Annotated in this window: 10 protein-coding genes and 1 pseudogene; 2 read left to right on the forward strand and 9 right to left on the reverse strand. The window is 47.1% G+C overall.

Going from position 1 to position 12,229, the window contains the following annotated elements; genetic code table 11:
* The first annotated feature begins 143 nt into the window (after positions 1-143).
* Complete coding sequence (locus BLQ17_RS20555) at positions 144-2,135, forward strand: sigma-54-dependent Fis family transcriptional regulator (protein WP_092226017.1); 1,992 nt, start codon at positions 144-146, stop codon at positions 2,133-2,135.
* A gap of 29 nt (positions 2,136-2,164) precedes the next feature.
* Positions 2,165-2,240, forward strand: a pseudogene (locus tag BLQ17_RS23775) (hypothetical protein); the annotation flags it as partial.
* 368 nt (positions 2,241-2,608) lie between these two features.
* Here the strand turns inward: BLQ17_RS23775 and BLQ17_RS20560 are convergent.
* The 9 genes from BLQ17_RS20560 to BLQ17_RS20595 form a co-directional block, all read right to left on the reverse strand.
* The gene (locus BLQ17_RS20560) at positions 2,609-3,868 is read right to left on the reverse strand and encodes a UxaA family hydrolase (protein ID WP_092226018.1); all 1,260 of its coding nucleotides are present in this window, start codon (positions 3,866-3,868) and stop codon (positions 2,609-2,611) included.
* Positions 3,865-4,155, reverse strand: a complete 291-nt coding sequence (locus BLQ17_RS20565) for a UxaA family hydrolase (protein ID WP_176761360.1) — start codon at positions 4,153-4,155, stop codon at positions 3,865-3,867. Before BLQ17_RS20565 ends, BLQ17_RS20560 begins: the two co-directional genes overlap by 4 nt.
* Before the next feature lie 91 nt (positions 4,156-4,246).
* Positions 4,247-4,357 carry a PQQ-dependent sugar dehydrogenase gene (locus tag BLQ17_RS23780; protein WP_143005588.1) on the reverse strand — a complete coding sequence of 37 codons (111 nt, stop codon included), beginning with the start codon at positions 4,355-4,357 and terminating at the stop codon, positions 4,247-4,249.
* Positions 4,358-4,391: 34 nt separating this feature from the next.
* Positions 4,392-6,683, reverse strand: coding sequence for an arylsulfatase (locus BLQ17_RS20570; RefSeq protein WP_092226020.1), 2,292 nt, complete (start codon positions 6,681-6,683; stop codon positions 4,392-4,394).
* 115 nt (positions 6,684-6,798) lie between these two features.
* Positions 6,799-8,289 carry a sulfatase-like hydrolase/transferase gene (locus BLQ17_RS20575; RefSeq protein ID WP_092226021.1) on the reverse strand — a complete coding sequence of 497 codons (1,491 nt, stop codon included), beginning with the start codon at positions 8,287-8,289 and terminating at the stop codon, positions 6,799-6,801.
* 65 nt (positions 8,290-8,354) lie between these two features.
* Positions 8,355-9,848 (reverse strand): tripartite tricarboxylate transporter permease, encoded by a 1,494-nt coding sequence (locus BLQ17_RS20580; RefSeq protein ID WP_092226022.1) that lies wholly within the window; start codon positions 9,846-9,848, stop codon positions 8,355-8,357.
* A gap of 21 nt (positions 9,849-9,869) precedes the next feature.
* Complete coding sequence (locus BLQ17_RS20585) at positions 9,870-10,367, reverse strand: tripartite tricarboxylate transporter TctB family protein (RefSeq protein ID WP_176761361.1); 498 nt, start codon at positions 10,365-10,367, stop codon at positions 9,870-9,872.
* 246 nt (positions 10,368-10,613) lie between these two features.
* On the reverse strand, positions 10,614-11,591 hold the full coding sequence (locus tag BLQ17_RS20590; protein WP_176761362.1) for a Bug family tripartite tricarboxylate transporter substrate binding protein: 978 nt from the start codon (positions 11,589-11,591) through the stop codon (positions 10,614-10,616).
* Positions 11,592-11,666: 75 nt separating this feature from the next.
* A partial coding sequence (locus tag BLQ17_RS20595; RefSeq protein ID WP_092226025.1) for an SDR family NAD(P)-dependent oxidoreductase occupies positions 11,667-12,229 on the reverse strand: 563 nt, incomplete at its 5' end.

Raw genomic sequence — 12,229 nt, forward strand, 5'->3', positions numbered from 1 at the left:
TGGTGACTGTTCCGGCAAGTGTGTTTCGATATGGAACATGTGTCCCATTTAGGAACGCACTGGACATGTATCGATTGCTGTTTCTGTTTTAAAGTGTATATTGAATGGTGATTTGACTGATCATCCACTATCTGGAGACTGATATGCGCGAAACAGTTTTGACCGACAAGAACGTAAGTTTAAGTGAGTTTGACGGTGACCCTACTAAACAAGCCTGGCTGAATGTTGTTGTTCATAGCAGGGAGCCAGAGTATCCTATACGGCCATTTATACTGAATTCATGGATTCGTTGCCGTGAAGCAGGAATTGATCCATTCGCCAAGAGTCCTCCTCAAATTATGTCAGAAGAGGAATTGAAGATTTTACTTAAACTCAATAAAGAGCTTGTTGAAGTAGCTCGCCCTATTATGCAGATGATTGAAATATCTGTAAAGGGTACTGGTTTCCTACTCTCTCTGGCAGACAACAAAGTGCGGGTTCTCGAGACAATAGCAGATTCAGAAATACTTGAACAAGCAAATAAAAACAATTATGTCCCAGGATGCCACAGGAACGCTATGGTCTCAGGAACAAATGCCATTGCCCTCGCCCTAGAGCAGAGGAGTTCGGTACAGCTTACAGGGGCAGAACACTACAACATTAACTATCATAATTGGACCTGCTCATCAGCTCCAATTCATGACGGTAAAGACAACATCATAGGCGTGCTTACTTTATCCGGTAAGTATACTGGCAAGCACAAACACACCCTTGCTCTGGTAGATGCAGCAGTACATTTAATCGAAACGCAGATTAGGGAGCATGCTCTGATAGATGAGAGCCAGCGTCTCAACACTATGGTGAACATGGTTTACAATTCACTGTCTGACGGTTTCTTGGCAATAAACCGGAATCTTGAAATTACCCATCTCAATGCTACCGCAGCGAAAATGCTTGGCATAAATGAGCCACGTCAAATTTTTGGTCGCAGAATAGAAGAAATATCCCTCATGGATGAAATTCAATTACAAAAATATGCCGATCAAAAAGATTCCGATCACATTGAAATCAAGTTCCGATGCCAGGGTGGTGACAGAAGTTACCTCTGCCGAATAACTCCAACCGTAACGGGAGGTAAAAAATTTGTAGGGATGATCATCACCATGTCTGAAAAGAATCAGATGATCAATATAGTTAGGCAATTGTCCGGCAATCACTCAAAGTATGAGTTTAATGACATTATCGGAAACAATAGCGAACTTCATCAGCAAATAAAACTCGCCAAACTGGCAGCAACAACGGACTCTCGTGTCCTACTTGTCGGGGAGAGTGGCACCGGAAAAGAGCTCTTTGCCCAAGCAATACACAGTCATTCGAACCGAAGTAATCAGCCATTTGTGGCCATATCCTGTGGTTCCATCCCACGAGACCTCATTGAATCTGAACTTTTTGGGTATGTGGAGGGCGCTTTTACAGGAGCCAGACGCAAAGGAATGGTGGGTAAATTTGAACTTGCCAATAATGGTACACTGTTTCTTGATGAAATAAATAGCCTTCCCCTGGAACTCCAGACGACGTTGTTACGCGTCCTGCAACAAAATGAAATTATGCGGATTGGCGACAATAGAACAATTCCAATCAATGTTCGTATTATTGCAGCTAGCAATACAAATTTGTTGCAGGAAACTGCAAACGGTAACTTCCGGGCAGACTTGTATTATCGCTTGAATGTAGTCGAAATAGTCATTCCGCCATTATGTAACAGGTTGGATGACCTTGAGATGCTTCTGGAGCATATTATCTGCAAGCAATGCAGCAAACTAGGTATGAGCAAGCCAGATTTCTCTAGTGAAGCACTGAACTTATTAAGAAATCACAACTGGCCTGGCAATATCAGGGAGCTTGAAAATATCTGTGAACGTGCTCTTCTGCTCTCTCAAGGAAAACGTATTGAGGCTGCTCACTTACCTATACAGCAGAACTTAAGTCCAGAGGGGAAGATAGCTCACCCCACTACTATGCAGCAGAACTATAGAGAATTAATTATATCGACTCTTCAGCGTTGTGACGGCAATGCCGCAAAAACAGCCCGAGAGCTTAAAATAGGTAGAACTACTCTTTACAGGAAAATGGCTGAATATGGAATTGAGCGTTAAAATGTTTTTTTTTCCAATTCACAGCATATAAAATTGAAGTGTTCTATCTCCCGTCATACTCGCCGGAGCTTTCCCCGGATGAGTACTTGAATTATGACATTAAGACTGTTCTTGGAGCATTTTCGCCACCAAGAACTGACGAAGTGCCAAAAAGCAAAATTCTTGGACACATTCGAATACTGCAACGGGGGGTGAAGAAATAATATTATTGGCAAAGCACTTAACCATGGGTGGCCTGAAAATGAGTTATGGAACTGCATCTTTTATTTTTTACAGGAGACTATCTATTGCTCCCTGTGGGATGGATGTGGGGAAAATACTCCAATTGAATTGCTATGGGCTTTAGCCCCGGAAAGTTGGTTTTAAACATTTAATCTCAACTTTCCGGGGGAGTGTTCAAAATTCTGTGTAACTGCTTTTTCTCAGATCTCAGAGAAACGGTTCACATCAAAGTGGTGGCTACTCTCGTTTGATCAAATTTTTGCAACAAGATCCTCCGAAACAACCTCACTGGTGCTGGCGGAATCGTTTTTTGCACACTTTGTGCAGTTGGCTGGGACCTGGATTCCCAGAGCACGCGCTACACAAAACAATTCGTAGCCGTTGAGAGTTTCTGCACTGGTTAATTGTCCGTTGGCTACGGAAAGAGCTAGCTCAAACAATTCTTTGCCTTTTTCGTCAATCGTCGCCTCTCCACTGATTATTTCTCCGGCGCTGAAGTCGAAATTTTCTCTCATTTTTTTTAACATCATGCTGTTCCCAGTCAGCTTGATCACTGGGGCAATTGGGAAACCGGCAGGATTGCCACGCCCAGAGGTAAATGCAACGAGTTGTGCTCCACAGCCTATCATGCCGGTAACAACTTCCCCGTCATGACTCTCGTAATTCATAAGGAACAGACCTTTTTGCTCTGGTGGTGCCGGCATCGCATACTCCAGGACATCAACCACTGGGGCTGTTCCTCCTTTGTAAACACCCCCTAGTGCTTTTTCAACAATATTGCTGACCCCACCGTCATAATTTCCAGGGGAAATCAGTTCATTGCGGCCAAAATAACGTTCATCGCAACCGCCAAGAAGCTTGTCTTCTATGCCGTAAATAGCGTTATAGATCTTGTCTGCTACCTCTTTGTTAACGGCCCGGGCGGCAAGCATGTCTTCTGTTCCTATAAGCTCATTAAGTTCAGACAGAATGGTGCTGCCGCCATTTTGATTCAACAGATCCGACATGGAACCGACCACCGGGTTCGCCGCCAGACCGCTCGTTGCATCCGTACCACCGCATTTAACAGCAATTGTTAGTTCGGAAATGTCACATGGAACGCGCATGCGACCCCGCTCCTGTTTGGTGAGTCTAGTTGCAATTTTGATCCCCTTATTGATCGTCTTCGTGGAGCCGCCCTCTTCTTGAATAATCAGCATCTCAACTGGTTTGCCACTGTTTTTAACGGCTTCATAAAGTTCGCCAGGTTTGAAACGTTCGCAGCCGAGTCCGATAATAAGAACTGCAGCCACATTCGGATGGGTAGCCATTGCCTTTAAGGTGCGGGCGGTCAATTCAAGGTCGTAGCCGACTTGTGCGCAACCTACAGGATGACGGAGGGGAACCGTTCCGTGGACCTTTCGAGCGATCTGCTCAACAACGTTGTTAGCACAAAATACAGAAGGAATTATTGCAATATGGTTCCGAATGCCGACTCGTCCGTCAGGGCGATGGTATCCCATGAATTTCATATGGCAGATCTCCTCTTTTTACCGCGGTCACACCCCATGTTGTGACCATGAAGCCAGGTTCCTTTGCCACAGTTTTCAAGCATATAGCCAATCTGGGTGCCATACTTTATGACAGGACTGTTCACGATTGAATCTTTTATGAGTACCTTGTGGGCAAATTGTATATCTTCGAGCAAAGTGATTTCTTGATTATGCACAAGAATAGTGTCGCCTTTCTGACCGTTTTCCAGGAGCACGGCGACAGTGTCGTCCGGGGCCAAAACCAGTGTGCGGAGTGCTTTTTTCATTGCAGTTATTTTTCCCCTGTCAAACATATCAATCCGACAGGCAAATAATAGAGTCTGTGTGGTGTATTTGATTGCCGGATACTCGAAATATTTAACCACCAGCTGTGGCCCCTTTGGGTCCGTGTTCGTGTGTCCACATCTCTTCGCTTTGCGGATGCAGGGCAATGCCTTGTGGATTGCAATGAGCACAGAAATAAACGATAAGCTACTAATGAAACTTTTGCTGGGAAGCGTTGCTACTGCCTGGCCTTTGCGACTTTCAACTGCAATTCCTGATCGTAGTACCTCTCCCCCGAAGTCGTGACTACAACGCGGTTAAGCTTTCCGGTAAACTTGAACGGCGACCGGTAATCCTCCGTGACCGGGGTTTGCCCGTCATATCCGCAACACAGGCCGTCATCAGCCAGATGATACCGAATTCCCATCGTCCGGGGAATCTCAACCTGGGCTACCTGTCGACCGTCGATAAACAACCGGCCGACACCCCCTGCGCCTAATTTTTCAACTCCGGTCTTTTCATATTGAAATTTCAGGACACAGGGGCCCTCGGGAATTTCGGTCTCCGATGTCATATGATGGTGTTGGAGGTTTAGAAAATTGTAGACATAGTGCAGCTTCCGATCCTTCACATAAAAGGTATAGCCGCCGTATCTGCCCCCGTGGGCCAGAAGAACCCCTTCCGCACCATCCGGGGGCATCTCCACTTCCGCACAAATTTCATGGGAACGGTTTTTCGTGTCCACGGCTGCCCCTTCTGCAACCGGGGCGCCATAGGGATAGTATACGTACTCTTCACGAACGTTTTCATGGCTGGATCGAAAGTCCAGCACCCGCTGCGCCATCCGGTTATCCAAGGGAAGAACATTGTACCTTCCGGCCTCCGCCCACCATAGATCCTGGAGTTCTCGCAGCTTATCGGGGAACTGTTCAGACAGATCGCGAGATTCCGAAAAATCTTCCGCCACATGGTAGAGTTCCCACTGATCGTCGTCAAAATTCGCAGACTCCCACTGAAGCCTCCAGATGTTATGCCAAGCAACGGCTTTCCAGCCATTGTGGTAAATGGCCCGGCAACCAGCCATTTCGTAGTACTGGGTCAGATGACGCCCCTCGGACTCCCCGTTTTCGAAGGTATAAGCGAAGCCAGTTCCTTCGATGGGGCTTTGGTCGGTTCCATCGATACTTTTCGGCGGATTCAGACCCAGTACCTCCAGAACCGTGGGGACAAGGTCAATGGCGTGACAATACTGCCTTCTTTTTTCTCCTTTGGTAGTTATACCCGCCGGCCAATTGACAATCATGGGATCAGCTACGCCCCCCTCATGGGTCTCTCTTTTCCATCGTTTAAGAGGTGTGTTTCCAGCCCATGTCCATCCCCAGGGATAATTGGGATAGGATTCCGGGCCTCCCAATTTATCCAGCATTTTCATGTTTTCTTCCACGGTAAAGGCTACCGAGTTGTACAGGCAAGCTTCGTTGATCGAACCATGAGGTCCCCCTTCCGAGCTGGCACCATTGTCTGACACCAGAATGATCATCGTATTGTCATACTGTCCGATATTTTTCAGAAAATCGATCACCCTGCCGATGTGATAATCCGTATGCTCGAAAAAACCGGCGAACACCTCCATAAATCTGGCATACAGACGCTTTTCGTCGTCTGAAAGAGTTTCCCAGTCCTGAATCCATTCTGGGCGAGGGGGAAGTTCGGTTCCCGGAGGGATGACCCCAGTATCGAGCTGCCTTTGATAGACCTCTTGCCGCCACTTTTCCCACCCTTGATCGAATTTACCCTTGTATTTATCTATCCATTCTTGAGGGGCCTGATGGGGGGCATGCATGGCTCCAAGGGCATAGTACATGAAAAACGGTTTTTCAGGGTCGATGTTTTTGAGATCGGTCACAAATTCGATGGCTTTATCCGCCAGATCTTCGTTCAGGTGATAGCCTTCCGCAAACGATTTTGGCGGGGTTATATAGTGATTATCAGAAATCAGATTAGGTTCATACTGATCAGTATGCCCGCCCAGAAATCCATAAAAACGCTCGAACCCCCGTCCTAGAGGCCATCGCTTTTTGGTTGAGGCCATGTTGGTTTCGTCCTCCGGGGCGAGGTGCCACTTTCCGAGTGCGTAACAGGCGTAACCGTTCATCGAGAGTATTTCGCTCAAGAACCCATTTTCTTTTGGAATTCTTGCGTCATACCCAGGATACCCCATTGCATATTCTGCGAGGCAACCCATGCCGTTCGTGTGGTGGTTGCGCCCTGTCAACAGGCAAGACCGGGTCGGCGAACACATTGCAGCCGTATGAAAATTTGTGTATTGCAAACCCTCGGTGGCAAGCCTGTCCAGGTTCGGAGTTGCAATGTCCGAACCGTAGCAACTAAGCTGGCCATACCCCACATCGTCTAGGACGATGAAAAGAATATTGGGGGCATTCTCGGGGGCACCTGACCTCCGATGCCAATAAGGGGTTGATTCGTCAAAATAGCGTCCAATGGAACCCTTGAATTCTTTCTTGTCCATAATTTACAAGATCTCCGGGAAGAAAATTTTGGAATAGGTAATTCAAAAAACCTTAAGAGCTTATCTTACGGTCTGAAATCTATACAATTTAAGGTTGATATCATTAAAATAATGATCATCTTCCCTGCTTCAGAGCATATGCAATCTTTGCGCCTTGAACATCGTCAGTTTTTTCAATATGCTCGATGATACGTTCTCGAAGCTGTGCTTTGACAATTTTGTGGTCCGCAGAGTCGATCAGATTTTTAGTTTCAAACGGATCGGCTTCCAAATCGTAAAGTTCATCGCCCTCATAGAGCGCGGCCACATATTTATATTTACCTTGAATAATGATGCGTTGGACGATCTTGTCCATCGTATGGCCATGATGCTCACATATCAAATATTCGGGCCATGCAGTATTTTTCGGGTCTATGCACAACGGCAACATGCTCCGGCTGTGCATGGACGTCGGCACCTCAAGCCCAGCAGCCTCTAGCATAGTGGCGGTAACATCCATGTTCGACACAAGCCTGTCGGAAACCCTCCCGGCAGGAAACTGGCTCGGCCAGCGGACCGCCATGGGAATACGTCCGACCTCTTCGGAAAAGGTAGCAGCCTTATCCCAGACCCCTCCATGGCTCGCAACGGTATCACCGTGGTCCGAGCACCAAATAACGATGGTATCTTCCATAAGCCCTAGATCCTCTACCGCGTCTAGTATCTCTCCAACGGCTGCATCTGTCTGGTATCCCTGACCGTAAGCACGAGCCAGCACGGTTTGCCAGATGGACCAGTCCGGCCAGACGTCTGGGTTTTCAAAGGTCATGTCGCGATGCAGCAGATAACGTAAGGGTTTGGATTCCAGATTGTTCCTATAAGTAGGATATTCAGGGATGGATTCGGGAGCCACCATGGATGCATAGGGCTCGGAGGGGAAATAGGGATGATGCGGTCCCCAAAAACTGGCTACCATGCTCCAGGGTTGTCCGGAATTTGCAAATTCGCGCAGTTTTTCTATAACCAGTTTAGCCACGAATTGCTCCTCATGGGCTTCGGGCGGCCCCTCAAGCACGCCACAGCCCCGCATGAAGTAATTGAATGGCGACGGCTTATCAAGGTTCAACGTCTGGCCGCGCCATTCTGGGTGCTGGCGATTGTAGTCAATGCGTGCGAGAGGCGAGCCAAACCCGTTACGATCGCAATACTCTTTATATTTATCGGATTGATAGACTTTGCCATAATCCGGCATAGACCAGCCTTCAATTCCGTAATCCACCGGAAGCCTATGATGTCCGCAATGCCATTTACCGATATAGCCATTCCTGTATCCGGCCTGCGAAAGATAGTGACTATAAAGCTGTTGCCCCTGTCGAAAATCAGTTCCACCTCCATACTCGGTATTGATCGTCAGCCCATGAGTATGGGAATATTGGCCGGTCATCATACTGGACCTGGCGGGTGTACAGACCGGGCTTATGCTGTACGCACGGCTGAAACGAACTCCCTGAGATGCAAATTTCTCAAAACGGGGGAGTTTATATTCAAATTCTCCTTCTCTGTCATGACCGAAATACGCTGTGTGATCGGTGACAATGAATAGAATGTTCGGCTGTTGGTTAGCCATTATTTCTCTCCTTATTCATACTTAAGCTAAATAATAGTTGGAAATATTCAGGATTAGGGGTTGTGCTAAAGCACTCTGGCGTCTTTTCTTGCTCTGTATATGGGCAACACGATGGATACGCAGATGGTCAACGCAAGGAAAGCCGCACAAATCGGACTGTAAATGAAAATGGACCACTCACCATTTGATAAGGTAAGAGACTGCCGGAGGGCTTTTTCCACCATAGGCCCAAGAATCATGCCAATTACCAAAGGCGCACCGGGAAAACCGTATTGTTTCATAAAGAATCCGATGATACCCATTACCAGCATTGCTGCCACATCCACCATGCTATTAGCAACTGCGTAAGATCCCACAAAACATAGCAGAAGGACGATGGGGCCCAGTACCTGCTGAGGAATGTTGGCCACCTTGGCGAAATAGCGCAAGCCGATGACTCCCAAGATAAAAAGTATAATATTGGCAAGTAACAGCCCGGCAAAGAGAGCATATACTGTTGATGCATTTTCCTGAAACAGCAGGGGACCCGGTTGAAGTCCTTGAATCATAAAGGCTCCAATTAAGACTGCCGTTACAGGATCACCCGGAATACCCAAGGTCAACATCGGTACCAAGGCTCCACCAGTGGTGGCGTTATTAGCCGACTCCGCCGCAGCCACACCATCAGCGTCGCCCTTCCCGTATGATTCTGGATTTTTTGAAGCTCTTTTTGCTTCGGCATACGAAACAAAAGCAGCGATACCTCCTCCGGTGCCAGGAACCACGCCAATAAACGTTCCGATCAATCCAGAGCGGATTATCGTAAACAAATACTGTTTCATCTCTTTTAATTTTATATAGACACCAGATATTTTCCCCTCAAAATCATCCTTTTTTAACACAGGGTTTATTATCTGATAAAAGACTTCAGAGACGGCAAATACTCCAATTAGTATTGGGATGAGATTAAATCCGGAAAGCATGGCTGTGCTTCCAAAAGTAAAACGCGGCACTCCGGTTATGCCGTCCATACCAACGGTGGAGAGCAGGATTCCAATCACGCCCGCGATGAGCCCTTTTATCAACATCTGGCCGGAAACCGAGGAGATAATACTAATACCGAACACTGTGAGGCCAAAATACTCGGGAGGACCAAACTGCAGTGCAATTTTGGCAAGCTGTGGGGCAATGCAAATTAGTACAACACCGCTGATCAGGCCGCCGCCTACCGAAGAAAACAACGCCATGTACAGTGCTTGGCCGGCTTTTCCCATTTTGGTCATGGGATAGCCATCAAAAGTGGTGGCAATGGATGCCGGCGTACCCGGCGTATTGATTAGTATTGCTGTTATGGACCCACCGTAAATACCACCCACGAATACACCTAGTAAAAGTGCAATGCCTATATCCGGCGCCAAGCTGAAAGTTACTGGAGTCAATATGGCAATCGTCATGGTGGCTGTTAAACCGGGTAGAGCGCCCACTGTGATGCCTGCCAACACTCCCGCAGAGATAGCCAGGATGCTTGCCACATTAAAAATTTCAGCAAAACCGCTAAGTAGTTGAGACAAGATTTCCATAATATGAGCCTCTCTTTGGGATTACAGACTAAGAACACCTTCTGGAAGCGGAACGCTTAAAAGCACCTTGAAGATAAAATAGACAATCACGGGTGGTAAAATTGAAATCAAAATCAGTGAAATCCAGTTACGAACTCCCACTATTAGCAAGAAGCTAAACATAAATAAAATGGAGGTAACAAGGAAACCTCCTGATTCGTAAAATATCAAAAATAAGATGCACATCCCTACGGCCGCCGACATCCTCATCCAAGACGTATAGCTTTTGTTTTCACTATTTTTCCCCTCGTTATTCGATTGAGGCATTATCTTGGTTTTCTTGTGAAGAAGGCTATTTTGTACGAATAGGATTATACTGAAAATAACCAGCAGGACACTCATCAGTTTCGGAAAAAAACGGGAGTTTACTACCGAACTTTTTTCAACAGCCACCATGGTGGGAATCTGGTCGGCATGAATAAAGATAAACAAACCCAATAGACCTAAAATTGTTGCGATAATGTATTCACCCTTTCTCATTAGTCGGCTTCCCAATCTCATTGATTTACTTTAGTGCCTTCTAAGAGCGTTGCATGGGGGGGGCGCCCCACACCGTGCAACAGTCTCTAATCTTATGCCACTATCTGTCTATTTTCCTTGGCGACGTACAATGTAACTAGCCAAGGGCATATTACGGGTGGTTAACGAACCTGCAGACGTTGCTTTTCTCCCGTAATATGCCTTGCCGGTTCATCTGCTGACCACAAACAACCTCAAGTATCCCAATCACTCTTTGGCTAGGCCAAGCTTTTCAATAATACCCGCATAAAAATCATGGAATTTCTTTAGCTTTTTGCCTGTGGCTTCGCTTCCCAAATACTCTAAGTTTAAATTTATTTTCTTGGCCAACTTCTGAAGCTCTTCGTCCTCGGTAGACTTCTTGAAAGCTTCAGCAAGTTTCTCGACGATAGCTGCAGGTGTTCCTTTGGGTGCAAGCACCACAATAGAAACCCCGCTCTCCAGGGGATAACCTTGCTCCGCGCAAGTGGGAATATCGGGTAAATCCGCGAAACGCACCTCGCTCGCAACACCGAGAGCCTTTATCTGTTTAGCTTGTATTGCCGGCCCAGCCGTAGGGCTATTGGGCGGAGCTACATCCACATGCCCACCGATTAAGTTGGTTTTTTGAGGACCACCGCCTCCCAGAGGCACCATGGTGAACTTGACGTCATATTGCTGTTCAAGGGCGGCCATGGCCAGGTGTCCCGTGGTGCCCACTCCAGCTATGCCAACCTTGATCTCGCCAGGATTCTTTTTAGCATACTCCATCATCTCTTTAAGATTGTTGTAAGGCCTATCCGGATGAGCGCAAATGATCCTCGGCGCTGCAGCCACCTGACAAACAGGCGTATAACTCTCGGCATTGTACTGCAGTTTCTTCAATGAAGGTTGGGTCACTAAGGGCCCCCAGGCAGTGGCCAAAACAGTGTAACCGTCGGGCTTGGCCATCAGGGCAAGAGTTGTACCCACGGTTCCAGCCCCGCCCGGCCTATTCTCAACCACGATGGGACTAGGGAAATATTTGCCCATCGCCGTCACCACTGAGCGTATGGCTGTGTCAGTGATTCCACCTGGCGCCCAAGGGACGATCATCTTAACCGGTTTGTTGGGATACTCCGCGGCGTTGACTCCAACAATAGGCGTAGTCAGGGACAAAACCAGCAAAATCAGCGTAATCCATCTTGCACTTTTAGCAAATTGCATCTTACTCATCTCCTTTTTATAAGAGTTTACCTTCTCAAACCAATTCATGTTTTACCTATATAACATGTACAATGATCATGCAGCCATCCAGCCTCCATCAACGTAAATAACTTCACCCGTAATGTAGTTTGAAGCAGGCGAAGCAAGAAAAAGAACCGTGTTGCCAATCTCCTCCGGTGTACCGAACCGGTTGACTGGTATTCGTGACAACATCCATTGAGACCGCGTTTCATCAGAAAAAGCGGGCTCAGTCATAGCCGTGCGTACATAACCTGGAGCAACAGCGTTCACATTTATGTTGGCATCAGCAAGCTCAACTGCCAGCGCCTTGGTTAAGGCAAAAATCCCTCCTTTGGCAGCTCCGTAAAGTGCTATACCACTGACGCCTATCTTGCTTGTCAATGATGCAAGATTGATGATTCTTCCTCCGCCGGTTTTTGCCATTTCCCGTGCTGCACACTGCGCTGTGAAAAAGGCGGACTTTAGCTGAATATCTGTGATTGTATCAAAATCTTTGGGCGAGAAATCAAGAACCGGCTTGCGAATATTGGAACCAGCATTGTTTACCAGGATGTCAATCTTACCAAAACGGGATATGGTCTCACCTATGAGACGCGCCGGAGTATCTTCCTGACTGA

It is taken from the genome of Desulforhopalus singaporensis (assembly GCF_900104445.1).
Lineage (GTDB): Bacteria > Desulfobacterota > Desulfobulbia > Desulfobulbales > Desulfocapsaceae > Desulforhopalus_A > Desulforhopalus_A singaporensis.

Bases quoted from the DNA above. Each gene is read 5' to 3' on its own strand.
- BLQ17_RS20555 (WP_092226017.1), top strand. From the start codon at position 144: ATGCGCGAAACAGTTTTGACCGACAAGAACGTAAGTTTAAGTGAGTTT.
- BLQ17_RS20560 (WP_092226018.1), bottom strand. From the start codon at position 3,868: ATGAAATTCATGGGATACCATCGCCCTGACGGACGAGTCGGCATTCGG.
- BLQ17_RS20565 (WP_176761360.1), bottom strand. From the start codon at position 4,155: ATGAAAAAAGCACTCCGCACACTGGTTTTGGCCCCGGACGACACTGTC.
- BLQ17_RS20570 (WP_092226020.1), bottom strand. From the start codon at position 6,683: ATGGACAAGAAAGAATTCAAGGGTTCCATTGGACGCTATTTTGACGAA.
- BLQ17_RS20575 (WP_092226021.1), bottom strand. From the start codon at position 8,289: ATGGCTAACCAACAGCCGAACATTCTATTCATTGTCACCGATCACACA.
- BLQ17_RS20580 (WP_092226022.1), bottom strand. From the start codon at position 9,848: ATGGAAATCTTGTCTCAACTACTTAGCGGTTTTGCTGAAATTTTTAAT.
- BLQ17_RS20585 (WP_176761361.1), bottom strand. From the start codon at position 10,367: ATGAGAAAGGGTGAATACATTATCGCAACAATTTTAGGTCTATTGGGT.
- BLQ17_RS20590 (WP_176761362.1), bottom strand. From the start codon at position 11,591: ATGCAATTTGCTAAAAGTGCAAGATGGATTACGCTGATTTTGCTGGTT.